The sequence below is a fragment of the Acetobacter malorum genome (genome assembly GCF_001580615.1).
In the GTDB taxonomy this organism is placed as follows: Bacteria; Pseudomonadota; Alphaproteobacteria; order Acetobacterales; family Acetobacteraceae; genus Acetobacter; species Acetobacter malorum.
Genome location: NZ_LHZC01000035.1, coordinates 31,560 through 56,465, shown reverse-complemented (window position 1 = coordinate 56,465; position 24,906 = coordinate 31,560). Strand labels below are relative to the sequence as shown.

The 24,906-nt window shown below is 62.2% G+C and carries 18 protein-coding genes and 1 pseudogene; 15 read left to right on the top strand and 4 right to left on the bottom strand.

Translation table 11 applies throughout. The annotated features are described in order from the left end of the window. Positions 1–78: 78 nt before the first annotated feature. Positions 79–306, top strand: a pseudogene (locus tag AD930_RS17295) (carboxymuconolactone decarboxylase family protein); the annotation flags it as partial. 10 nt (positions 307–316) lie between these two features. Here AD930_RS17295 and AD930_RS02645 read toward each other — a convergent pair. Further along, positions 317–2,617, bottom strand: coding sequence for a ComEC/Rec2 family competence protein (locus AD930_RS02645; protein WP_061505005.1), 2,301 nt, complete (start codon positions 2,615–2,617; stop codon positions 317–319). A gap of 38 nt (positions 2,618–2,655) precedes the next feature. Between AD930_RS02645 and gltX the strand changes: the two genes are divergently transcribed. The 10 genes from gltX (at position 2,656) to AD930_RS02590 (ending at position 16,638) form a co-directional block, all read left to right on the top strand. Beyond that, the gene (gene gltX / locus AD930_RS02640) at positions 2,656–4,062 is read left to right on the top strand and encodes a glutamate--tRNA ligase (RefSeq protein WP_061492286.1); all 1,407 of its coding nucleotides are present in this window, start codon (positions 2,656–2,658) and stop codon (positions 4,060–4,062) included. After that, positions 4,055–4,996 (top strand): aspartate carbamoyltransferase catalytic subunit, encoded by a 942-nt coding sequence (locus AD930_RS02635; protein WP_043552084.1) that lies wholly within the window; start codon positions 4,055–4,057, stop codon positions 4,994–4,996. The genes gltX and AD930_RS02635 overlap by 8 nt, the downstream gene beginning before the upstream one ends. Next, a complete protein-coding gene (locus AD930_RS02630; protein ID WP_061505004.1) occupies positions 4,993–6,285 on the top strand; it encodes a dihydroorotase in 1,293 nt (430 codons plus the stop codon). The genes AD930_RS02635 and AD930_RS02630 overlap by 4 nt, the downstream gene beginning before the upstream one ends. Beyond that, positions 6,285–6,926, top strand: a complete 642-nt coding sequence (gene plsY / locus AD930_RS02625; protein ID WP_043553204.1) for a glycerol-3-phosphate 1-O-acyltransferase PlsY — start codon at positions 6,285–6,287, stop codon at positions 6,924–6,926. Before AD930_RS02630 ends, plsY begins: the two co-directional genes overlap by 1 nt. Further along, positions 6,923–8,269, top strand: a complete 1,347-nt coding sequence (gene dprA / locus AD930_RS02620) for a DNA-processing protein DprA (RefSeq protein ID WP_061505003.1) — start codon at positions 6,923–6,925, stop codon at positions 8,267–8,269. The genes plsY and dprA overlap by 4 nt, the downstream gene beginning before the upstream one ends. Positions 8,270–8,302: 33 nt before the next feature. After that, complete coding sequence (gene topA / locus AD930_RS02615; protein ID WP_061505002.1) at positions 8,303–11,035, top strand: type I DNA topoisomerase; 2,733 nt, start codon at positions 8,303–8,305, stop codon at positions 11,033–11,035. A 3-nt stretch (positions 11,036–11,038) separates the two neighbouring features. Beyond that, entirely contained in the window at positions 11,039–13,207 is a 2,169-nt protein-coding gene (locus AD930_RS02610; RefSeq protein ID WP_061505001.1) for a ribonuclease R family protein, read from the top strand. Continuing rightward, positions 13,197–14,948: a S41 family peptidase gene (locus tag AD930_RS02605; RefSeq protein WP_061505000.1), complete on the top strand. Its 1,752-nt coding sequence runs from the start codon at positions 13,197–13,199 to the stop codon at positions 14,946–14,948. The genes AD930_RS02610 and AD930_RS02605 overlap by 11 nt, the downstream gene beginning before the upstream one ends. Further along, positions 14,948–15,286 (top strand): DUF1491 family protein, encoded by a 339-nt coding sequence (locus AD930_RS02600; RefSeq protein WP_061504999.1) that lies wholly within the window; start codon positions 14,948–14,950, stop codon positions 15,284–15,286. The genes AD930_RS02605 and AD930_RS02600 overlap by 1 nt, the downstream gene beginning before the upstream one ends. A 200-nt stretch (positions 15,287–15,486) precedes the next feature. Beyond that, positions 15,487–16,638 (top strand): OmpA family protein, encoded by a 1,152-nt coding sequence (locus AD930_RS02590; RefSeq protein ID WP_043552066.1) that lies wholly within the window; start codon positions 15,487–15,489, stop codon positions 16,636–16,638. 196 nt (positions 16,639–16,834) lie between these two features. On the opposite strand, the gene cysK is transcribed toward AD930_RS02590, so the two are convergent. Then, positions 16,835–17,821, bottom strand: coding sequence for a cysteine synthase A (gene cysK, locus AD930_RS02585; protein ID WP_043552064.1), 987 nt, complete (start codon positions 17,819–17,821; stop codon positions 16,835–16,837). A gap of 148 nt (positions 17,822–17,969) precedes the next feature. On the opposite strand from cysK, the gene AD930_RS02580 reads away from it, so the two are divergent. Next, on the top strand, positions 17,970–18,419 hold the full coding sequence (locus tag AD930_RS02580) for an RrF2 family transcriptional regulator (RefSeq protein WP_043553198.1): 450 nt from the start codon (positions 17,970–17,972) through the stop codon (positions 18,417–18,419). 133 nt (positions 18,420–18,552) lie between these two features. Here AD930_RS02580 and AD930_RS02575 read toward each other — a convergent pair whose 3' ends face one another. Further along, complete coding sequence (locus AD930_RS02575; RefSeq protein WP_043552062.1) at positions 18,553–19,098, bottom strand: hypothetical protein; 546 nt, start codon at positions 19,096–19,098, stop codon at positions 18,553–18,555. A gap of 450 nt (positions 19,099–19,548) precedes the next feature. Here AD930_RS02575 and AD930_RS02570 point away from each other — a divergent pair, with 450 nt between their 5' ends. The 3 genes from AD930_RS02570 (at position 19,549) to AD930_RS02560 (ending at position 23,159) form a co-directional block, all read left to right on the top strand. Then, positions 19,549–20,088, top strand: a complete 540-nt coding sequence (locus AD930_RS02570; RefSeq protein WP_043552060.1) for a hypothetical protein — start codon at positions 19,549–19,551, stop codon at positions 20,086–20,088. Positions 20,089–20,198: 110 nt separating this feature from the next. After that, positions 20,199–22,223: a DNA topoisomerase IV subunit B gene (gene parE / locus AD930_RS02565; RefSeq protein ID WP_043552059.1), complete on the top strand. Its 2,025-nt coding sequence runs from the start codon at positions 20,199–20,201 to the stop codon at positions 22,221–22,223. 33 nt (positions 22,224–22,256) lie between these two features. Further along, on the top strand, positions 22,257–23,159 hold the full coding sequence (locus AD930_RS02560) for an EamA family transporter (protein WP_061492306.1): 903 nt from the start codon (positions 22,257–22,259) through the stop codon (positions 23,157–23,159). A 113-nt stretch (positions 23,160–23,272) separates the two neighbouring features. Here AD930_RS02560 and AD930_RS02555 read toward each other — a convergent pair whose 3' ends face one another. Further along, positions 23,273–24,790 carry a complex I subunit 4 family protein gene (locus tag AD930_RS02555; RefSeq protein ID WP_061504998.1) on the bottom strand — a complete coding sequence of 506 codons (1,518 nt, stop codon included), beginning with the start codon at positions 24,788–24,790 and terminating at the stop codon, positions 23,273–23,275. Positions 24,791–24,906: the final 116 nt, after the last annotated feature.

The window sequence follows — 24,906 nt, the reverse complement described above, 5'->3', positions numbered from 1 at the left end:
CCGTGGGTGATGAAGCCCGGCGGCCACGGCATGCCTACGCTGCCGCTGGCCCCGGAAGAGTAAGGCGCTGCTTCTAAGCAGCACAAACATCTGGACGCCAAAACGCGGGAACTGATTGCTCTGGCCGTCGCCGTTACCACCCGCTGTGATGGCTGCATCTCCGTCCACACCGTTGCCGCCAAAAAAGCCGGCGCAACAAAGGAAGAAATTGCAGAAGCTCTGGGCGTCGCCGTGGCGCTGAACGCTGGGGCGGCCGTGGTCTATTCCAGCCGCGTTCTGGATGCGTTTGAAAACCAGCCTGCTTAGAAGCAGCGCCTTACTCTTCCGGGGCCAGCGGCAGCGTAGGCATGCCGTGGCCGCCGGGCTTCATCACCCACGGGCGTGCGCCCCGCACCTCACGATCTGACACCACCCGCACACCGTCCGGGCGCAGGAAGATTGCCTGTGCACCCTCTCGCCATGCCGTAAACCGATCCAGCTTGCGCACACCGGGGCAGGATTGGCGCAACGGGGCGGCACTGATCACCAGATCCATTCCGGCACATAGCGAGTCGGGTAGCAGCGCCTCGCCATCGGACCGATCACGCACCCTGAGCAGCACGGAACGCCCTTTCAGGCTGAGCAGGCACACATCTGGCACCCCATCCTGCCCGCACGCCAGCGCGCCATCCGGCGTTTCTCCGCCCTCCGCAGGGAAAGGCTGTGGAGGCAACGCCAAAGCTTGCTGCCATGCGGCGCGCACAAGAAACGCATCCCGCGATTGCCCACCCACCAGCAACGCACGCCCATCCCGCACCGCCATCAGGCCTCCATCCGGGCCGATGAGCAGATCCGGCTGTGCGACCAGAAACGGGGACAGCACGCCCGCCAGAACAGGCACCACACCGGCGAGTCGCCACACAGGTCGCCACAGACACAGCCAGCACAACCCGAGCAACACAGCCGCCAGCCCCCAGCCGGGCATATGCGGCACCAGCATGCGGGCAGCGGGCCAGTGCGCAATGCTGTGGGCCAGATGCAGCACAAGCTGAATGCCCCAGCCCATCAAATGGAGTGGCACGGCATCCAGATGCAGCGGCATGAGCATAAGAGCCAGCAGGCCCAGCGGCATGATCCACACGGCCATGAGCGGCACTGCAATCAGATTAGCCAGAATAAAAAACGGCTGCACTTCTCCAAAATGCGCCATGACGATGGGTAAGGTCGCAAGGCCCGCCAGAAGGCTGGTCAACGTCAAGGTGACCAGATGCAAAGTCAGCCAGCGCCGAAAGCCGCGTCCTTCCTCCCGGAAGCGGGCAAGATGCGGGCGGGCAACTTCATAGCCCGCAATCAGCGCCATAACGGCGGCAAAGGACATCTGGAAAGCCACGCCCAGCACTTCCTGCGGCATGACCAGCAGCAGAACCGTCGCCGCCAGCGCCAGCCCACGCATGGAGACGGCACGCCGCCCTGCCACCAGACCCAGCACAACAACCGCCGCCATCATCAGGCTGCGGGTCGCGGGCAAATGCAGGCCGGTCAGCGCCACATAGGCCGCGCCACCCAGCAACGCCAGCAGGGCGGACAGTTCCTTGCACGGCCAGCGCAACGCCGCCCACATCCACGCGGCAAAGCCGATGCGGAACACGGCCATCAACACACCCAGCACAATACCCAGATGCAGTCCGGCCACTGCCAGCAGATGCGCCAGACCAGAGGCGGCAAAGTCTTCCCGCACGTCTCGCGGCACGGAAGCTCCTTCCCCCGTCAGCACAGTTGAGGCCACCGTTCCCGCAGCCCCCGGCAAGACCTGCCGGATACGCGCATCAATCCGCTCCCGCAGCGGCTCCAGCCTTATGGAAAATCCTTGCTGAGATGCCACACAGGCCACCAGATCGCGCTGCCCGTCGGCCTCAAAGCTCTTACGCCTGTCATCAGCGCGCTCTTCAGAGTCGGGCCGCCCGCTCTGCCCCACCGGACCACCCTGAGAGGACCGCCCATTTGAGCACGCCAGCGGCTGCATTCTCCCCAATGCCCGGCCAGACCCGGCACTTCCGGCAAACCACGCCTCGCGCTGGAAATCCCGGCCACCGGGAAAAGCCGGAAACGGCGGAGGCCGCAACAAGGCCCGCACCTGCACTGCCGCACCGGGAGCCAGACTCGCAGGGTCATCCGGGCGCAGCGTCAGGCTCAGCGTGCGCTGCAAAGGCCGCATGTCATGGTCAAGCGGCGTTGCAAATCTCGCCCCGGCCAGCACAACCCGACGCGCCCCGGCAGCATCTTCCGCCCCGCGGGGCGGCAAAACCATGACGGACTGCACCGTGCCCGAGACCACAACCGCCCGACGCGGCAACTCCGGCATGGGCGGCTGGCAATGCGCCGCACTCCATGCGGATACAAATCCCAGCGCCACCGCCACACAGGCCCCGCCTGCCAGACGCGCCCACAGGGACAGCCACCCAGCAACCAGAATGCAAAGGCCCAGCGCCAGCCCCGCAACCGGCAGCCCTACCCCCCACAGCGCCCCCGGTTCCTGCGGCAGAAGAAAATATGCCAGCACGCCCAGCTCCATGCCCACCGGCACCCACAGCACCAGCCGCCGTTGCTCAGCAAGAAGAGCAGCCGTCAGCAACGGCATATGGCTCCCCGCGTGTGTGCGTGATAAGGATGCGCCCCATGACGACGATCCGCACACGCTTTGCCCCGAGTCCGACCGGCCTGCTGCATATCGGCAACGCCCGCGCGGCCCTGTTCAACTTTCTTTTTGCCCGTCATCACGGCGGCGAATTCCTCCTGCGTATTGAGGATACCGACCGTGAACGGTCCACCCAACAGGCTGTCGATGTTATTTTCGACGGGCTGGCCTGGATGGGCATTACGGCAGATGAAAAACCTGTCTTCCAGTCCACCCGGCAGCCCCGCCATACGGAAGTGGCACTGGAACTGCTGGAAAAAGGTCTGGCCTACAAGTGCTATTGCACGCCTGAAGAACTCAAGCAGATGCGTGAAGACGCAATGGCAAACGGCAAGCCGCCCCGTTACAACGGGATGTGGCGCGACCGTGACCCGTCCGAAGCCCCTGCCGGCGCACCCTATGCCGTGCGCATCAAAGCCCCGCGTGAGGGCGAAACGGTTATTGAAGATCTGGTTCAGGGCGAAGTCCGCGTGGCCAACGCCGAGCTGGATGACATGATCATCCTGCGCTCCGACGGCACCCCCACCTATCAGCACGCCGTGGTGGTGGATGACCATGATATGGACATCACCCACGTCATCCGCGGTGATGACCATCTGACCAACACCTTCCGTCAGGCCATGATCTACCGTGCCATGGGCTGGGATCTGCCGCGCTTTGCGCATCTGCCGCTCATCCACGGGCCGGATGGCGCCAAGCTGTCCAAACGTCACGGCGCGCAGTCCGTTGTGGAATTCCGGGATGAAGGCTACCTGCCGGAAGCCCTGTGCAACTACCTGCTGCGTCTGGGCTGGGGCCATGGCGATGCGGAAATCCTCTCCCGTGAAGAGCAGATCAAACTGTTCGATCTGGATGGCGTGGGCCGCTCCCCGTCCCGCATGGATTACGCCAAGCTGCTGCACATCAACGCCGTCTGGATGCGTCAGGCTGATGATGAACGCCTGACCAACGATGTGATGGACCGCCTGAAAGCCGTTGAGGGTGTGAGCACGGATGACACCGTCCGCGCCCGCGTTCTGGCCCTGATGCCCGGCCTGAAGGAGCGTGCCCGCACGCTGGTGGAACTGACGGAAAGCGCTGCCTTCCTCGGCCGCCATGTGCCGCTGAGCTTCAACGCCAAGGCAGAAAAAATCCTCACGCCGGAAGCCCGCACCATTCTGGATGGTCTGGCGCGTGAACTGGCGGCGGTGGAAGACTTCACGCCAGAAAACATTGATGCCGCCCTGCGCCGCTTTGCGGAAGCTGGTGAGCACAAGCTCGGTCAGGTTGCCCAGCCGGTGCGCGCTGCGGTGACAGGCTCCAACACCTCCCCGGGGATTGATGCCACACTGGCGGCTCTGGGTAAGGATGAAACGCTCGCACGCATCGGAGCTGTTCTGCATGGCTAGCTTCCCCGGCCGTCACTCCCGGCATCTGCTCGGTCTGCAAGGCATGACGCCAGACCAGATTGAGCCGCTGCTTGATCTGGCCGAAAGCTATGCTCTGCTCAACCGCTCCCGCAAGGTGCCAAGAGACGTGCTGCGGGGCCGGACGCTGATTAACCTCTTCTTTGAGGACAGCACCCGGACCCGCACCTCTTTTGAGCTGGCAGGCAAGCGTCTGGGCGCGGATGTGATCAACATGTCCGTGGCGCAGTCTTCCGTAAACAAGGGCGAAACCCTGCTGGATACGGCGGCCACACTCAACGCCATGCAGGCCGACCTGCTGGTGGTGCGGCACTCCCAGTCCGGAGCCCCCGCCCTGCTGGCGCAAAAGGTGGAAGCCTGTGTGGTCAATGCGGGCGATGGCACGCATGAACACCCCACACAGGCCCTGCTGGACGCCCTGACCATCCGCCGCCATTGCGGCGGGTTCGGGGGGCTGACGGTCGCCATTTGCGGGGATGTCGCCCATTCCCGCGTGGCGCGGTCTGATATCCATCTGCTCACCACCATGGGCTGCAAGGTGCGCGTGGTTGGTCCGCCGACGCTTGTGCCGGGCGGCTTTAAAAGCCTCGGCGTTGAGGTCTTTCACACCATGGAAGAAGGCCTGCGCGGCGCGGATGTGGTGATGATGCTGCGCCTGCAGCGTGAGCGCATGTCCTCCGGGCAGATCCCCAGTGCGCGGGAATATTTCCGCTTTTACGGGCTGGACCAGCGGCGTCTGGCTCTGGCGAACAAGGACGCACTGGTCATGCACCCCGGCCCGATGAACCGGGGCGTGGAAATTGACAGTCTGGTGGCCGATTCCGACCAGAGCGTGATTCAGGAACAGGTCGAAATGGGCGTGGCTGTGCGTATGGCCGTGCTTGATCGGCTGACCCGCAGCAGGCATTCCGCATGAGCACTCTTCTTTTTGATAATGTCCGCCTGATAGACCCCGCCTCCGGGCTGGATCAGCCGGGCCGCCTGCTGGTGCGCAATGGCGAGATTGCCGGCACGGACAAAGCCGGGGCCGAGGGTGCGCCGGATAATGCCGAGGTCATTGACGGTCAGGGCGCTGTTCTGTGCCCCGGCCTTGTTGATATGCGCGTGGAAATTGGTGAGCCGGGCCACGAATATCGTGAGACCATCGCTTCCGCTGCCCGCGCGGCCTCTGCCGGTGGCATCACCACCATTGCCGTGCTGCCCACCTGTGAACCCGCCATTGATAACCCCGCGCTGGTCCGCCTGCTGCGTGGCCGCGGGGAAGAAACCGGGGCCATTACCATCCTCCCCTACGGCGCGCTGACCAAAGGCTGCAAAGGGCAGGAGCTGGCAGAAATCGGCCTGCTGCATGAAGCCGGTGCCGTCGCCTTTACCGATGGGGCCCGCGCCATTGACCCGGCCCGCCTGATGCGTCTTGCACTGTCCTACGCAGGCGGCTTTGGCGCTCTGGTTGTGCAGCACCCGGAAGAACCTTCTCTGGCAGGCTCCGGCTGCGCCACAGCGGGTGAACTGGCAACCCGCATGGGCCTGCCGGGTATTCCGCCGGTAGCGGAAGCCATCATGATCGCGCGGGATATTCGTCTGGCCGAACTCACCGGGGGCCGCCTGCATTTTGGGCATGTCTCCACGGGGGAAGGTGTCGCACTGATCCGTCAGGCCAAGGCCCGCGGGCTGCGGGTGACGTGTGACACCGCACCGCATTATTTCGACCTGAACGAAAACGCGATTGGCGATTTCCGCACCTACGCCAAGTTCTCCCCGCCCCTGCGTTCAGAAGAAGACCGTCTGGCCATCTGTGCGGCACTGGCCGATGGCACGATTGACGCCATTGCGTCCGACCACCTGCCGCGTGATGCCGATGATAAACGCCTGCCGTTTGCACAGGCAGCAACCGGTGGCACAGGCATGGTCACGCTGCTGGGTGTCACACTGGCGCGGGTGCATGACGGCACGCTCACGCTGCCACAGGCCCTCGCCCTGCTGACGCATAAACCCTCCGCTCTGCTGGGTGCGGCCTGCGGCACGCTGGCAACGGGGGCTGCGGCAGATCTCTGCCTGTTTGCGCCGGACCAGAGCTGGCTGGTGCAGGCTGGCAAACTGCCGGGCCGTGCCCAGAACACCCCCTTTGATGGCCGACCGCTGGAAGGCCGTGTGCTGGGCACCTGGAAGGGCGGACGCCGCGTTTACGGAGCCCCCGCAGCATGATGTCCGACCTCCCCTCCTATGCGCTGTGGCTGCTCGCGGCCATGGCGTTCATGGGATACGTGCTGGGCAGCGTGCCGTTCGGGCTGATCCTGACCAATGTGGCCGGCGTGGGCGACCTGCGCAAAATTGGTTCCGGCAATATCGGGGCCACCAATGTGCTGCGCACAGGCCGGAAAGATCTGGCCGCCGCCACACTGGGGCTGGATGCTGCCAAAGGCGCGCTGGCTGTCATGATTGCGTGGATCATGACGCCGCCGGACTTTTCTGACCGGATTCTCGCCGTCACCGCATTGGCTGTGGTTGTCGGGCATTGCTACCCGATCTTCCTCGGCTTTAAAGGCGGCAAGGGTGTCGCCACCGGGCTAGGGGCGCTGCTGGCCCTTTCTCCCATTACGGGGCTGATTGGCTGCGCGGCATGGCTGGGTGTTGCCAAGCTGACCCGCATTTCCTCCGCCGGGGCGCTAGCGGCTTTCATCATCATGCCGTTTGTCACGCTGGCTCTTTACGGGTTCAGCTTTCAGGCGTCCGGCAAGCCTATGGCCGTGCTGCTTATCAGCCTGCTGGTGCTCATGCGGCATAGTGCGAATATTGGCCGTATTCTGAACGGCACCGAACCCCGGGTTCCTCCCAAACAAAAATGAACACGCTTGTCGCCTGCCTGCGTCTGGCCCGCACCGAGTCTGTGGGGCCACGCACATGGCGGCGGCTGCTCAGCCAGTATCACACAGCCGAGGCCGCGCTTGAGGCCTTACCCCGCCTCCCCCAGCGCGGGCGGGTGCCGCTGGTTATCCCCTCTCAAGACAGCATTCTGCGGGAAATTGAAGCTACCCTTCACATGGGGGGCCGCATCCTCACGCTGTTGGATGCAGACTACCCTTTTCTCCTGAAAGAAATCCCCGACGCCCCGCCTGTCCTGAGTGTGCTGGGGGACGTCGCCGCTCTCAGCAAACCCGGCATCGGCCTGATTGGCGCACGCAATGCGTCCTCCTCCGGGCTGCGGCTGGCGGAAAGTCTGGCAACGGAACTCGTGGAAGCCGGCGTGTCGGTCGTCTCCGGTCTGGCGCGCGGGATTGATACCGCCGCCCATAAAGGCGCACTGCACCGGCAAGGCCTGACAGTGGCCGCCATTGCCGGTGGACTGGACAAACCCTACCCCCTCCAGAACGCCCACCTCCAAGCCGAAATCGCGGAAAAAGGGGCTGTGGTGACGGAAGCCCCCCTCGGCACGGCGCCGCTCAACCGCCATTTCCCGCGCCGCAATCGGCTGATTGCCGGGCTGACGCTTGGCTGCGTAGTGGTGGAAGCTGCACCCAAATCCGGCTCGCTCATTACTGCCCGGCTGGTCGGCGAGTATGGGCGGGAACTCTTCGCCGTTCCCGGCTCTCCGCTGGACCCGCGTTGCCGGGGCAGTAATGACCTGCTGCGCAACGGTGCGGTGCTGACAGAAACCGTCGCCGATATCCTGCCGCACCTGCCACCGGTAGTGTTCCCGGAACCCTCGCGCACCACCTCATCGCCTTCATTTTTTCCGCCAGTGCCGCGTTTGGAGACCGTTCAGGACGGCCCGCAGACTCCGCAGCACTCTTTTTCACTCAGCATCTCAGATGCGCCTGAAACAGAAGAAAAAGCGAACACCGCCAGAGCCACGCAACGCGCATACGGCAAGACGACCGGAAACGCGCAAAGTGGCGCTTTACCGCCCTTGCAGCCTGCATCCAGTCCCTCCGCCTCGTCCGTCTCCAGCACTGCCTCTGTCACAACAAAACCACCCCCACCCCTCGCAGAAACGTGTGAGACCGTGCGGGAAAAAGTGCTTGATCTGCTCTCCTTTACGCCCATAGCGGTTGACGATCTGGTTAGGCGCTGCCAGTTCTCAGCTTCCGCCGTCTTGACCGTGCTCACGGAACTTGAGCTTTCTGGCTGTCTGGACTCACTCCCCGGTGGGCGTGTTGTTCGTGCCGCCAGTCATGGCAAAAACGGCTGATCTAGGTGCTGCTTCCGGCAGGTCGGAGAGAGTATGACTGACGTTGTGGTGGTCGAATCGCCCGCAAAAGCGAAAACGATCAACAAATATCTGGGCGATAACTATACGGTGCTGGCCTCCTTTGGGCATGTGCGGGACCTCCCGCCCAAGGATGGCTCCGTGCGCCCGGACGAAGATTTTGCCATGTCCTGGCAGGCCGATGAGCGGGGCAACAAGCAGGTTGCCGCCATCATCAAGGCTCTGAAAGGCGCCAAAACGCTCTATCTCGCCACTGACCCGGACCGTGAAGGGGAAGCAATTTCCTGGCACGTCCGCGCCATGCTGGAAGAAAAGAAAGCGCTGAAGGGGGTGGACGTCCAGCGCGTCACCTTCAACGAGATCACCAAAAGCGCCATTAAAACCGCCATGGCCCATCCGCGTGACCTCGATATGCCGTTGATTGAGGCGTATCTGGCCCGCCGTGCGCTGGACTATCTGGTGGGGTTCACCCTCTCCCCCGTTCTGTGGCGCAAGCTGCCCGGCTCCCGCAGTGCGGGCCGTGTGCAGTCCGTCGCCCTGCGGCTGATCTGTGAGCGGGAAGCCGAAATTGAGGTCTTCAAACCGCGTGAATACTGGACAGTGCAGGCAGCGCTCGCCACACCGGCTGGCGCCCCGTTTACCGCTCGCCTCACGCATCTGGATGGCAAAAAGCTCGACCAGTTTGATCTGAGCAACGAGGAACAGGCCGCCACTGCCAAAAAGGCCGTGGAAGCGGAAAACCTGTCCGTTCAGTCGGTCGAACGCCGCAAGGTTCGCCGTAACCCGCAGCCACCTTTCACCACCTCTACCTTGCAGCAGGAAGCCTCCCGCAAGCTGGGCATGGGGGCGCAGGTCACCATGCGGACCGCGCAGCAGCTTTATGAAGGCATTGACCTGGGCGGCGAGACCGTCGGTCTGATTACCTATATGCGAACGGACGGCGTGCAGATGGCCAAAGAGGCCATGTTCGCTATCCGCGGCCATATCGGCAAACATATTGGCGAGGAGTATGTCCCCGCCCAGCCGCGTTTCTACAGCTCCAAAGCCAAGAACGCGCAGGAAGCGCATGAAGCCATCCGCCCGACGGATGTGTTCCGCACGCCCTCTTCCGTGGCCTCACACCTCACGCCGGAACAGCGCCGCCTGTATGAGCTGATCTGGAAGCGCGCAGTCGCCAGCCAGATGGAATCCGCATCGCTTGATCAGGTTGCCGTCGATATTGCTGGGCCGTCAGGCAAAACTGTGCTGCGCGCCAACGGCTCCATCATCACCTTTGATGGCTTCCTGCGCCTCTACACCGAAGGCCGGGATGATAGCGACAAGCCTGCGGATGATGACTCCCGCATGCTGCCGCCCATGAAGGAAAAGGACCCGCTGAAGCGCGAAAGCGTTGCGGCGGACCAACACTTCACGCAGCCTCCGCCGCGCTTCTCGGAAGCGTCTCTGGTCAAAAAGATGGAAGAAATCGGCATTGGCCGTCCTTCCACCTACGCGTCTATTCTGACCGTGCTGCGGGACCGCAATTACGTCACGCTGGAAAACCGCCGCTTCATCCCCGAAGCACGCGGGCGTCTGGTTACGGCGTTCCTCGTCTCGTTCTTTGAGCGGTATGTGGACACCACCTTCACCGCCAGCCTTGAAGAACTGCTGGATGATATTTCCGATGGTCGGGCCGAGTGGAAACACGTTCTGGCCAACTTCTGGGATGCGTTTTCCAAAGCGGTGTCGGACACCAAGGATCTGACCATTACCGATGTGCTGAATGCACTCGATAAGGATCTTGGGCCGTTCTTCTTCCCGCCGCGTGAGGACGGGTCGGACCCGCGCCATTGTACGGCCTGCGGCACGGGGCGTCTCGGCCTCAAGCTGGGCCGTTACGGGGCGTTTATTGGCTGCTCCAATTACCCGGAATGCTCCTTCACCCGCCGCCTGTCCTCCGACAGCGCGGAAGATGGTGATGGCGCTGCTCTGAAAGACGGCATGCGGGTGCTGGGCCAGCATCCTGACACGGGTGAGGACATCACCGTGCGTCAGGGGCCTTACGGCCTGTATGTGCAGCAGGGCGAACCAGATCCGGCGGACAAAAAAGCCAAACCCAAACGCGCCTCGCTTCCCAAAGGCATGGACGGGGAAGCCATTACGCTGGATCAGGCTGTAGGCTTGCTCTCCCTGCCGCGCCTTGTCGGCCTGCACCCGGAAAGTGGTGAACCGATTGAGGCCGGGCTGGGTCGCTTTGGCCCCTACGTGAAAATGGGTGCGATCTACGGCTCTCTCGATAAGGACGACGACGTTCTGACCATCGGGCTGAACCGCGCTGTGGATGCGCTGGCCAAAAAGCTGGCCTCCATCCGCAACATGGGCGTACATCCCAAGGATGGTGAACCCGTTATGATCCGTAAGGGCCGCTTTGGCCCCTATGCGCAGCATGGCAACATGGTCGCTACCCTGCCGCGTGGCACGGATATGAACGAGGTCACGCTGGATGAGGCCGTGGCGCTGCTGGCTGAAAAGGGCAAACCTCTGAAAGCCAAGGCCGGGGCCAAAAAGAAAACCACGACCAAGACCGCTGCTAAAAAGACCGCAACCAAGGCCGAGCCGAAAACAGCCACCAAAAAGGCTGCCAGCAAGACCACCACGGCTGCGAAAAAAACGACCCCCCGTAAAACGGCGGCCAAGAAAACCACGACAGAAGACGGCGCTGAGGCTCCGGCCAAAAAGCCCGCCACACGGAAGAAAAAGGCGGACTGACCCGTGCAGAAAAGATCGGGGGCCGCAGCTCTGCCTGACCCTGCGGCCCTCCGGACTTTTCTGGAAGCAGACCGCACCCCCGTTTCTCCACCGGATATCCTGCGGGCCTTTGGCCTCCCCACGCACCTGAAAGCCGCCCTGCGGACGCATCTGCACGCCATGGCGGTTGCGGGAGATCTCGCCTGCCTGCCCCCGGGCAGACTGAAGGGCGTGACGGGCCTGCCGGAAACTGCCCGCGCCATCATCACCCGCATGGGGCGCGATGGCCTGCCACTGGCCCACCTGCCGGATGACCCGCGCGGCAGCACGGTCGCCCTTGTCACACCGCATCTGGACGGCAACCTGCTCATCCCCGGTGATGAGCTGATCCTGCGCCTACGCCCTGCAACAGGCCGCACCCGGCGCGAAGGCCGCCCGATCCGCCTGCTCTCCACGGCCTCTCGTCAGATTGCCGCCGTCTTTCAGCCCGCGAGTCCGTCGAGTGCGGAAAATCCCCCATCGCAGGCACGACCAGACCAGCTAATCCCCTGTGACCGCAGGCTTACCCGACCTCTAAATGTCGTGCCGGATGCCGCCTCCCCTCGCCCGGCGCCCGGCGATGTCGTGCTGGCAGACCTCCTGCCCACGCAGGATGGGCAGCCTCCGCAAGCTCGCCTTCGCACCGTTCTCGGCCCGGCCACCGTACCGGGCATGCCCGCCACACTGAGCCTGCTGACCCATACCGTCCCCACGGAGTTTCCGGCGGAAGTGGAAGAGGAAGCGTGCAGGGTTGCCCAGATGCCTGTGGCACCAGACGCCTCTGATGCCGCCTCAGCACTTTCCTCAGAAAGACGCACGGACCTGCGTTCCCTCCCGCTCGTCACCATTGATGATGCTACGGCGAAGGATTTTGACGATGCCATCTGGGCGGAACGGACAGCAGATGGGTTCCGGCTGATTATCGCCATTGCGGATGTGGCGTATTATGTCGCGCCGGGGTCCGCGCTGGATGCCGAGGCCAGAAAACGGGGCAACTCGGTCTATCTGCCGGGCCGCGTGGTGCCCATGCTGCCCCCAGCCCTCTCTGCCGGGGTCTGCTCCCTCAAACCGGGGGAAGACCGGCTGTGCCTGTTTACCGAGCTTGAAATCACGCCCACCGGGCAGATCCGCTCCGGCAAACTAGGGCGCGGAATTATGCGCAGTGCAGCCCGCCTGACTTATCAGGACGTGCAGCAGGCACTGGGAAACGCCACCTCACCAGATCAAACGGCCAGTCCACAACCGGACTTCAACAGCAGCCCGGCTCTTGCTGCGAACGCCAGCCTCTCGGCTCTGCCGCCCGACCTCATGCGGACCTTACAGGCCGCGGCTCTGGCATTGCAGGCCGATGCCACAGCCCGTGGCGTTGTGAGCCAGCCGGAAGAAGAGTATCGCGTCACGCTGGATGAAGACGGACAGCCCGTAGATTTCAGCCTGAGGGAACGCCTGCCCGCGCATGATCTGGTGGCCTCGTTCATGATTGCCGCCAACCGCTTTGCGGCGGAAGAGCTGATGCGGCACAACGCACCGGGACTGTTCCGGGTGCATCCCGCACCGCCGCCACCCTCCGGCGACAGCACGGGCGGCCCCCGCCAGCCAGCCCGAATGCAGGCACGCTATGCGGCCTCACCGGGGCGGCATTACGGGCTGGCGGTGGAGCACTACGCGCATTTCACCAGTCCAATCCGGCGCTATGCGGACCTTGTGACGCACCGCGCCCTGCTGGCCACCCTTGAGCGGGACGCACGCATTGCAGCCTCCCTCCAGCCGGACAGATCAGACCTGCCAGCCCTGGCAGAACATCTGCAACTGACGGAACGCCGGGCCGCCTCTGCCGTTCAGACCTGTCAGGACAGACTTGCTGCCATTTTTCTGACCCCGTTTATCGGGCACACTCTCCAAGCTCATGTCACGGTCGCAACACGCTCAGGCCTTGCCGTGACATTGACGAAAACAGGAACTCCGTCTTTCCTTTCGTTTCTCGCCTTGCCGGATGACTCAGGGATGCATGACGACTCGCTACCTATGCGCTCAGACCTCAGTTCAGGAACCCGTTTCCTGAACAGCGGCCTGCTGCCCGTCGTCCTGACGGCCACCCATCCGGCACAAGGCACACTCACTCTGGCACCGGCCCCCAGACGCCATGCCAGCTAGTACGGCCCGCCGCCTGTTTCCCATGCCGTTGCGCCGTGCATTGCCCTGCATCCTCATCGCAACCCTGCTGGTCTCCCAGCCGGTGCCCTTGCGCGCGCAGAGCAGTTCCCCCACGCCCGGCCCGGACAGCCTGCCCTCCGCCCAGCCAGACGCCGCACAGGCCAGCCCGGCCAAAGCAGCCGCCGCGCCGCAGGCCGACGCTCCCCCTGCCAGCACGCCAGACGCGCCGGAGGCTGTGGAGCCGGACAAACCGGGCGTTGATATGGGGCTGGTCCGTTCCGTCATTGCCACAGCACTGGAATTTCTGGCACCGCGCACGCTGGAGTCTCACACCAGCCGGGACTTTACCCTGTGGGGTCTGGGCTCTCTGACGGCGCTGGACCCGATGCTTACGCTCGACACCCGTGGCGCAGACATCCGCCTGCTGTCCGGGCAGACCAGCCTGCTCTCTCAGCCCGCTCCGCCCGCAGGGAATGCGGAAGACTGGGCTAAACTGGCCGTGGATTTCATCTCCACAGCCCGTGCGCATTCCGAGTCCGTCGCGGATGCCAGTCGGGAAGATCTGGTGCAGGCGTTTTTTGATGAACTGTTCAACCATCTGGACCCGTATTCCCGCTATATCGGCCCTTCCTCCGCCACCACGGACCGTCAGGCCCGCGTGGGGGGTGAGGCAGATGCCGGGCTCAGCCTGACGCGCAAAGGGCGGGATATCGTGATCTCCGCCGTCAATGCTAATGGCCCAGCCTGGACCGCCACGGTTGATCCGGGTGACAAGCTGCTGGCTGTAAACAACAGGCTGACAGCCGGGCAATCGGTTGAAACCGTCACCGGCTGGCTGCGGGGGGAGGAAGACTCCCGCGTCACGCTGCGTCTGCTCTCTCCGGGGCAGCGGCGTGGCCATACTGTGGTGCTGCACCGGGCCAAGGTGCCGCCGGAAACCGTATTCGCTTTTGCCAGCGGCCCGCTGGTGGTGCTGCGCGTGACCTCCTTTTCTTCCGATACGGCGGAAGAAATGAGCCAGTATCTCGATCAGGCAACGCAGGACCCCAACCTGAAAGGGCTGATTATTGACCTGCGCGGCAACCGTGGCGGCGTGCTGCAACAGGCAGTGACGGCGGCTGCCCTGTTGCTGGACCGGGGTGTTGCCGCCGTAACCGATGGGCGAGACCAGCAGGCTAACCATATCTGGGCCGTGCAGGGTGGCGACATGACCAACGGCCTGCCCATTGCCATTCTGGTGGATGGACGCACGGCCAGTGCGGCGGAAATTCTCGCAGCAGCGCTGGCTGACCATCGCCGCGCAGTGGTGATCGGCAGCTCCACGCTCGGCAAAGGACTGGTGCAGACCGTGGCGCAATTGCCGGATGAGGGCGAGCTGTTTGTGACATGGAGCCGCGTGATTGCACCTCTCCACTGGCCGTTGCAGGGCCTCGGCGTCATGCCCCAGCTCTGCACCAGCCTTGGCGAGACTGAAATGACCCGCCAGATGCACGATCTTGCTGCGGGCACGCTGGACAATCAGCCCGCGGTCGAGGCCTCCCGCCTTGCCCGCTTCCCGCTGCCCGTCTCGCGCATTCTGGCCATCCGCAAGGCCTGCCCGGCCGCATTGGGGAGCGACAGGGATCTGGACGTCGCCCGCGCTGTGCTGGAAAATCCCAAATGGTATAAGACGGCCATTGCCGCCATACCGGGAGAGGCTGCCTCATCCGCCTCAGCTTCTGCCGCTACGGGCACGCACTGATGACCACCCCGCGTCTGCGTTCCGACATTGTGGCCCGCGCCCTACTCCGCCAGTGCGGACAGGATGGGCGCTCTGCCATGATGCTTCGGCGCGGCGATGCTGATGCCGGTGGGATTCTGGTCGTTCTGCTGGGGCGGGATGGCACCGCCATGGTCCTCAGCCAGACCCGCACAGCCGAGGGGGAAGCCGCGTGGCTGAAAAGTTCGGGAGAAAACCCGCTCACGCCTGAAGACACACAGGCCTACATTGACCGGCAACTGCGCTATGATCCGGATTTGTGGGTTCTGGAGGTGGAAGCACCCGACTTCAGACCTCCGTTTGAAGCAACGCTGATCTGACAATACTTAACGGTGTGTGGCTTATGTCACACGCCTGACACGCCGATTACCCTCAAAACGGGGGTGTTTTTGAAAACAGTTTCCACAAGCTGTTGCACACAAGGCCAGTTTACAGCAAAGAAGGCAGGCATATGTGCCACGTGCACCAAGACCACAATGCCCGGCCACTGCGGAAACAGTGCCACAGCAGGGAGAAGAACATGACGCTGCGCCAAGGCCTCCTCGCGCAATCACTGCTTTCTGCACCGTTGGTGGCAGGTTTCCTGCTGTGTGCCGCGCCTGCCATGGCTCAGCCTGTTCAGGGCCTGTATATTGCGGGCGAAGGCGGCGCGACCTTTAACCAGGACCAGCGCGTCCGCACCTCCAACATGTTCCCGGACGGGCGTGACCGCTGGCGGACCGGGGCAACCGGAATCGGCTCGATCGGCTATGGTCTGGGCAACGGGTTCCGTGTGGAAGTGGAAGGTGACTACCGCAACCAGACGTATCAGCGGTTTGTGACCAACTCCCTCAGCAGCCGGGCCGATGGCCGCCGCCAGACCTATGGCGTGATGGCTAACGCGCTGTTTGACATGGATGTGGGCAACCCGTTCATCTTCCCGTATTTTGGTGCGGGTGTCGGTTATGGCTGGACGGCCATGAACACCTCCATCACAGCACCGGGGAACCAGCTTTCCCAGCATGTGGGCGGCACGTTCGGTAATTTTGCCTATCAGGGTATTTTTGGTGTCGCCTTCCCCACGCCGTGGGTTGTCGGGTTGTCCTTCACCGCAGAATATCGCTTCTGGACCATGCTTGGCCCGCAGTCTCACGGCTCTTCCGCATGGGGCACCATTGGCGGGGCCAACCAGTCCAAGCCTTACAGCTTTGCCACGGGCAACCGTGACACCAAGACGGACTTCAACCACTCCCTGATGCTGGGCCTGCGGTATGAGTTCAATCCGGCTCCCCCGCCGCCGCCGAAGATCCCGGAACCCGCAGCCGCTCCGGCTCCGCAGCCAGCCCGCAGCTATCTGGTATTTTTTGACTGGGACAAGTCTGACCTCTCAGACCGCGCCCGCTCCATTGTGGCCGTAGCCGCACAGGCCACGACCCACACCAGTCTCACCCGCATTCTGGTCTCTGGCTATACGGATAACTCCTCCGCCTTCCCCGGCCAGAAACGTGGTGAAGCTTACAACGTAAAGCTCTCCCTCCGACGCGCGGAAATGGTAAAGGCCGAACTGGTGCGTGATGGCGTGCCGGGCGCGACTATTGATATTCATGGCTATGGTGAAGAAAATCCGCTGGTCAAAACCGGCCCCAACACCAAGGAAGCCCAGAACCGCCGCGTGGAAATTCTTTTCCGCTAAGCAACAAGGGCTGAAGCTCTGCCGGGAAAGCTGAAAAGCAGCCCGAGAGATTTCCTCGCTTTCCAATAAAAAACGCTGCCCCGGCATAAAGCTGGAGCAGCGTTTTTTATTGGCTCGGATCTTGTGCCGTCTGCCGTGTCCGATGCTGACCCGCCCGAGAGCAGGCCAGCACCACGCCGCAGCGTTTTCCCGGCTTTTAGAGCCCGGAGAACAGAGACGTAGACAGATACCGCTCTGCAAAGGACGGCGCGATGGCGACAATCGTCTTCCCTTTAGACTCCGGTCGTTTCGCGACCTGAAGCGCGGCGTGCAGGGCTGCCCCGGAAGAGATCCCCACCGGAATACCATCCAGACGGGCACAGCGGCGTGCCGCAGCAATGGCTTCACGCTCAGAGACAGGAATCACTCCATCGAGCAGCTTGGTATTCAGCGTGGCCGGACAAAAACCCGGGCCAATGCCCTGAATGCCGTGTGGGCCGGGTTCATCCCCATTCAGAATGGCGCTTTCGGTCGGCTCCACACCAAACACCTGCAAGCCTTTACGGCGGGGCTTCAGGGCTTCGGCAATACCCGTCGCCGTGCCACCTGTGCCAACGCCGGCCACCACAGCATCAATCTTGCCATCCGTATCAACCCAGATTTCTTCCGCCGTGGTCGCAGCATGCACAGCCGGGTTGGCGGGGTTATCAAACTGGTCCGGCATCCAGGCGTCGGGCGTTTCCTGCAGAATCTCACCCGCGCGGGCAATAGCGCCAGCCATACCCAGACGCGCGGGAGTGAGTTCCACCTGCGCGTCCATCAGCCGCAGCATGCGCCGCCGTTCAATGGACGCCCCTTCCGGCATGGTCACAATCAGCCGGTAGCCACGGGCGGCTGCGACAAACGCCAGAGAGATGCCTGTATTACCGGAGGTCGGCTCCACCAGCACCGTACGGCCGGGGGTAATGCGCCCTTCCCGCTCGGCTTCCAGCACCATGGCGGCCCCGATACGATCTTTGACGGACCCTAACGGATTAAAAAATTCCAGCTTGAGCAAAAGGCGGCATTTCAGCTCTTCATCCCGCGTCAGATGCGGGAGGGCCACCAGAGGCGTTCCGCCAACCACGCCAACAACCGAGTCGTATACCTTGCCGCGTGGTGCAGCGAAGCCGTAACTTCCCCCGGATTTATCCGAACTTGTCATGAACCTGCCTTTTCTGTGTGTTTTCTCTCGTGGCTCTTTTATAATACGAATTATCAACGTAGATAAACAGGGGAATGCCTGCTATATCTCGATATCATTCATGTTTAACGGCAGATTTGCCTTTTTTGAGGTGAAAGGAACCAGACCCATGATCCTGCGTCGGGACAGAGCCATGACAGCTGTGCTCATCATGCTGGACGTTGCCTTTCATGCAGGCCGCTCCGGCACGGTCAGTGCAGCGGATATTGCTGAACGCTCCGCTCTGGCGCGGCGTGGGATTGAGCCGCTGCTCCAGGCCCTCTCACGCACCGGCCTGCTGGAAAGTATTCGCGGCCCACGGGGCGGCTACCGTCTGGGTCGCCCCCGGCGGGATATTTCTCTGGTGGATATCATCAATGCGGTCACGCAGGATGACAATAGCGGCGAGGACGGCCCGCAAGGCCCGCTGTTCAGCAAAGTGATCGAACCCTGCTGGAAGCAGTTCGACAAAGAGCTGACGGCCCAGATGAAGAAAACCACGCTGGATGATCTGGTTAAAAAGACGGAGAGCTGTGGTCTCAAACGCCCCCTGAGCGAGCCGATCACCTTCTCAATCTGATTTCTGCAGGCCAGACTGGACCCAATAAAAAACGCGCTGCCCGAAAAACCGGGAACAGCGCGTTTTTTATGAAAAGCGTCTCAAAAAGAACAGCGCCCCCCATAAACCGGGAGGCGCTGCGCCCATAAGAGACTTATTTCTTGTGGCTCACCACACGACGACGGGTCGTGGTGGCCTTTTTAGCGGTCGTTTTTGTTTCCGCAGCTTTGGTTTCCACCGGAGCAGCAGGACGGGGCAGAACAACGCCCGTGGCGTCAACCTGCGCCGTCACCGTCAGGCGGGTGCGTTTTTCACCCGGACCGGGGACCAGAATGGCCGTGAACGTATCCTGACCGGCATAAGCCATGGTCGGGGTGTAGGTCACGTGGGTGTCGTTATCCAGGCTGTACAGGAACGCCTTACCATGTTCCGGAGCCGGAGAAACACCGAAGGAGGCATAGGCCTTCCCGTTGTCCTGAGACACCTTGAGGTCACACAGGCCATCGTCCGAACGCACCGTCATGGTGGTGCTCAGGCTGCCATCAGCGGCCTTTTTCAGCGGCGTGGTCTGGCAGACCGCAGATTTCTTCATATACCCAAACGGGTTGGGAGACCCGGAGTTAACTGGCCCACCTGTAGTCGCACAGCCGGCAAGCATACCACCAGTTAGCGCCAAAACGGCAATTCCTCGCAAGCGCACTCGACAGCTCCGCTTCACTATTTATTAAGTACACATGAACCTTCTGCGCACTCTATTGCGGGTAAATCGGGCAAACTTATGCCCACATCCCACTTGTGCCGCATGATTCGTCTTTGCGTTTAGAACATACTGAGGAAGGAAGAAAGGGGGATAAAGAGCATCGCCCCGCACTGCTGCCTCGCTTTTGAAAAAGCGACATCATTTTGCCCGAAATTAAGGGTTGGAAGACCAGACTGTGTCATCCCTGTGTTCCGGCCTGACTGAATGTGATGAGACTTCCGGCGTGCTGTAATGCTGAGACGCGGTATGAAAAAATACTTCTATCTTTCTCTGCTGAATACGCTATTTCGTTCATCAAACCTTGTCGAAAACCGTTTCATACGCTGAGCCTGCCGGGGAGACCTTGTTGTGAAGAGGCACGCCCGCTCCAGCTTGTATCGGAGGACCCGCATGTCTTTTTCCCGTTTTCTTGCCGCTGGTGCCGTTGCTTTTGGTGTGCTGCACAGCACCGTTACACTGGCTGCCACCCCGTGCGGCCACTCCCCGGCGCATGAAGCGTTTGATATTCAGGCTCTGAAAAGCGAGCTGATGGTCACGGCTCTGTCCTGCAATGCGCAGGACCGTTACAATGCGTTTGTCGGCAAGTTCCGCTCCACGCTGCTGAATGAAGAGCAGAAGCTCAACACCTATTTCCGCAGCACCTACGGCAGCAGCGCCCAGCGTGAGCATGATGATTACATCACACAGCTGGCAAACATTCAGTCCGAAAAAGGTCTTCAGTCCGGCACCATCTTCTGCATGCAGCGCATTGCCATGTTTGATGAAGTGAACGCGCTGGAAAGCTCTGAAGATCTGGCTAACTACACGGAAGCCAAGGACGTCACCCAGCCGGCCTCTTTTGAAACCTGCGCAGCGCCCGCCTCCTCCCATTCGGCCCGCCCGGCACGCCGCGCAACAAAAGCCAAAGCAAAAACCACACGTCGCGCCTAAAGCGACCTGTCTGGCGACGGAGGGTTTTGCGTTTCAGGCGCACCCCTCCGTCACCCTTCAAGAACAGGCCTGCTTGACGAATCAGCGACAAAGCGGGACAGACCATATCCATGAGCGACCTGTTTTCTGCGCCCCCGCCTTCCCGCAAACCTGCGGGGAAACCTGCGACCAAAGCTGAGACCAGCCCCCAGGCCTATGACGCCAGCGCCATTGAGGTTCTGGAAGGGCTCGAGCCTGTCCGCCGCCGCCCCGGTATGTATATCGGCGGCACGGATGAAGCGGCCCTGCATCACCTCGCCGCCGAGGTTCTGGACAACGCGATGGATGAAGCCGTGGCAGGCCATGCCTCGGCCATTGATGTGCGGCTGGACCCGGAAAATCGTCTGACTATTCGGGATAACGGGCGCGGTATTCCCGTGGATGCGCATCCGCGCTTCCCTGACCGCTCCGCGCTGGAAGTCATTCTCACCACCTTGCATGCCGGTGGTAAATTCTCCGGCAAGGCCTATGCCACCTCCGGCGGTCTGCACGGAGTCGGGTCTTCCGTTGTGAACGCCCTCTCCTCCCGCATGGATGTGGAAATTGCCCGGGACCGCGCCATCTGGCGGCAGGCCTATGAGCGCGGCAAACCTGTTACGGCGCTGGAAAAGGTTGGGCCGACGCAAAACCGGCGCGGCACCCAGATTACCTTCCAGCCGGATACGCTCATTTTCGGCTCGCACGTTTTTGTGCCGTCCCGACTCTACAAGCTGTGCCGGTCCAAGGCCTTCCTGTTCCGGGGCGTGACCATTCGCTGGTCCTGTGATCCGTCTCTTATCAAAACAGGCGATGACACCCCGACGGAAGCCACGCTGCACTTCCCCGGCGGTCTGGCCGACAGCCTGACGGATGAACTCGGCGCCTCTGCGCCGCTGCTCACCCCGCTCTGGGCGGGTGATGCCAACCTGCCGCCTGCGGCCGATGGCACGGATAACGGGCGCGTGGAATGGGCCGTCGCCTTTCTGGAAAGCGGCACGGCTGCCCTGGCCTCCTACTGTAATACCATCCCCACCCCGCAGGGCGGCACACATGAGACGGGCTTCCGCAACGCGCTGGTCAAAGGCCTGCGCGCGTGGGGGGACCAGCGGTCCAACAAGAAAGCAGCCTCCATCACGGCGGAAGACGTGCTGGGCATGATTGCGGCCAAGCTGTCCGTCTTTATCCGGGACCCGCAGTTTCAGGGCCAGACCAAGGAAAAGCTGACCTCTTCCGAAGCCAGTAAGCTGGTGGAAACCGGCCTGCGTGACCGGTTTGACCACTGGCTGGCCCAGAACCCGCCGCAGGCCGATGCGCTGCTGGGGTTTGTGATTGAGCGGGCTGAAGAACGTCTGCGTCGACGCGAACAGAAAGACACGCCGCGCAAAAGTGCCACGCGCCGCCTGCGCCTGCCGGGCAAGCTGACCGACTGCACCCGTGAACGCGCCGAAGAAACGGAAATTTTTCTGGTGGAGGGTGACTCCGCCGGTGGCTCCGCCAAGCAGGCCCGTAACCGGGAAACGCAGGCTGTTCTTCCGTTGCGCGGGAAAATTCTGAACGTCGCCAGCGCCACCACGGAAAAACTCCGCGCCAATCAGGAACTGCGGGATCTGATTGAAGCCCTCGGCTGCGGTTCGGGGGATCGGTTTGAGCTGAGCAAGCTGCGCTACGGGCGCGTCATCATCATGACCGATGCTGACGTGGACGGCGCGCATATTGCCTCACTGCTCATGACGTTCTTCTACCGGGAACTGCCGGATCTGATCCGCAACGGGCACCTCTACCTTGCCCAGCCGCCGCTGTACCGGCTGACGCAGGGCGCACACTCCGTCTATGCGATGGATGATGCCGACCGTGAGCGCAAATTGAAAACCGCCTTCAAGTCGCGGGGCAAGATTGATATCTCCCGCTTTAAAGGTCTGGGGGAAATGCCCCCGGCTGACCTGAAAGAAACCACCATGGACCCCAAGCGCCGCACGCTGCTGCGCGTGGTGGCTCCGCCGGAAGACCGGCTGGCGACGCGGGAGCGGGTGGAAAGCCTGATGGGCCGCAAGCCCGAGCTTCGCTTTGCCTTCATTCAGGAACATGCTCAGTCTGTGGGTGAACTGCTGGATGTATGATCCAGCCCTCCGGGCATCTGGACTGGTCTGAGTATGCCCGCCTCTTTTGCCAACAGCCCCGTCAAGGAACGCCTGCTGGCTCTGACGCAACTGGTGGGCAGCATGATCTGCCTCCAGTTTGGCTCATCACTGGCTAAATCGCTGTTCCCGCTTTTTGGGGCCGGGGGCATGGTGGGCCTGCGCACGGCCTTTGCGGCCATTGCTCTGGTTGTGTTTTTCCGCAGTTGGCACGCCATCTCACGCCGCACGCTCCGGCTTGTTCTGCCTTACGGCATTGCCATTGCCGGGATGAACCTGTGCTTCTACCTGGCACTGGAACGCATTCCACTGGGCATGACCGTCGCTATTGAATTTACCGGCCCGCTGTTTCTGGCCTTTATAGGTTCCCGCAGGCTGGCTGACATCGGCTGGATTATCCTCACAGTGCTGGGCCTGTGCCTGCTGCTGAAGCCGGACACAGCCGCCCTGCCGGACATGGTGGGCGTTGTGTATGCCGTGGGGGCGGCTATCTGCTGGGCGCTCTACATCGTTTTTGGCAAACGCATGACCGGCAAGCTTTCTCCCGGCCATGCTTGCGCGCTGGGCCTGCTCTCCAGCGCAATGATCCTCTTTCTCCCCTGCTTCACCCCGGCGTTCCTGATCGGCCTGCACCACCCGCTCCTGCTGGGCATGGCGGTGCTGGTAGCGCTTAGCTCCTCCGCGCTGCCTTACGCGCTGGAAATGCAGGCCATGCACCGCCTCTCCGCGCGGGATCTGGGCGTGTTGTATAGTCTGGAACCCGTCTGTGCGGCCTGTGCCGGGATTCTCTTGCTGCACGAAACCCTATCCCTTCTGCGAATGGGCGGCATTCTGTGCATCGTGCTGGCCTCTGCGGGTACCGTGCTGACGCCGGGCAGAAAAAGGCCGCTCAACGAACAGCCTGAGTTACCGCAATAAGGCGGATTGGTTTTTCATTGTTTAAATGGCGTCAATTCAGAGCTCTGCGGAACTGCTGCTAAAACCGGCTACCACTCAATTTTTCGGTTCAAAAACGGCGGATGAACGCCCCCTCAGCGAGCCGCCAGATGCACCGTGGCATCCGGTAGAGAAGCCGCTGCCGTTGATGCGCCATGATGCATGGCCTGCATCACCACCGGGTCAAACAGGCGGGTGAAGCTGCCGGGGTGAATCCCCATCCACAGTGTGACAAGCGCCAGCGGAGCCAGCACCGCAATTTCCCCCATACTCAGGTCACGCAGCAGATGCACGGTGCCCTGCAGGCCGCCAAATAGCACCCGGCGATATAGGGAAAGCATGTAGACCGCCCCCATAATCATGGTACCCCCGGCCAGCAGCGCCACCCAGAACGAGACATGAATCGCCCCCATCAGCACCAGCACCTCGCCCACAAAGGAGCCGGTGCCCGGCAGCCCAATATTGGCCATGGTGAACAGCATGGTGAGCAGAGCCAGCACCGGCATTTGCCGCGCCACGCCACCCAGAGCGGAAATCTGCTGTGTGTCAGACCGCAGGGCGACCGCTGAGACACAGAAGAACAGTGCCGCAATCACCACGCCATGCGAGAGCATCTGGAAGATAGCGCCATCAATGCCTTCGGCCGTCAGCGTGAACAGCCCCACGGCAATCATGCCCATGTGGGAGAAGGAGGAATAAGCAATCACCCGCTTCATATCCGTCTGCGCAAAGGCGACAAAAGCGGCATAGAGAATCGCGACCACGCCCAGCGCCAGCACATAGGGTGCGAACAGATGGGCGGCATCGGGGAACATCAACACCCCAAACCGCAGTAGCCCATACGCCCCCGTTTTGGACAGCACGCCGGAGAGCATGGCCGATGCCGGAGCCGGTGCTTCGGAATACGCATCCGGCAGCCAGGCATGCAGCGGGAACAGCGGCAACTTCACGCCAAAGGCCAGCAGGAAAGCCAGAAGTAACCAGCCTTGCAGGGAATGGGAGAAGCCTGCCTGCATCAGTGCCGGAATATCCGTGGTGCCCGCCTGCTGCCACATCACGATCAGAGCGATGAGCATGAACAGTGAGCCGCCGAACGTGAACAGGAAGAACTGCAACGAGGCCCATGCCCGTTTGGGGCCGCCCCAGATGCCGATCATCAAACTCGCCGGGATCAGCGTTGCTTCATAAAACACATAGAACAGCAGCAGGTCCTGTGCGGAAAACAGGCCGAAAAGCGCCGTTTCCAGCAGCAGCATGGCGGCTACAAACTCCCGCGCCTGCGTGCGAATGCTGCGTGCCCCTGCCGCCATGGCAAGCGGTGTGAGAAACGCCGTGAGCAGGATAAACACCAGCGAGATGCCATCCACCCCGGTATGATAGGAAATTCCGGCATCCGAGACCCAGCCAAGCCGGGTTTCAAACTGCAGGCCCGGTGTTGCGGGGTTAAAGCCCAACCAAAGTGCCACGCTCAGCGCCAGAACGGCCAAACTGGTCCCCAGCCCGATCCGCCGGGCCAGAAGGTCCTGCGCCTCCCCTCCCCGACAAAAAAGCCAGGCCACCAGCGCGCCAGCCAGGGGGATATAAGTTATCAGAGAAAGCAGAGCGTGGGGCACGGCGTTTTTACCATCCAGATTGCATCACTTCACTCTGACCCTGCCCTTTTTTAGAAAGAGAAACCAGAGAAGTGCCGTTCACGTTCCGCAGAGCATCCGCCAATACTCTGTGAGAA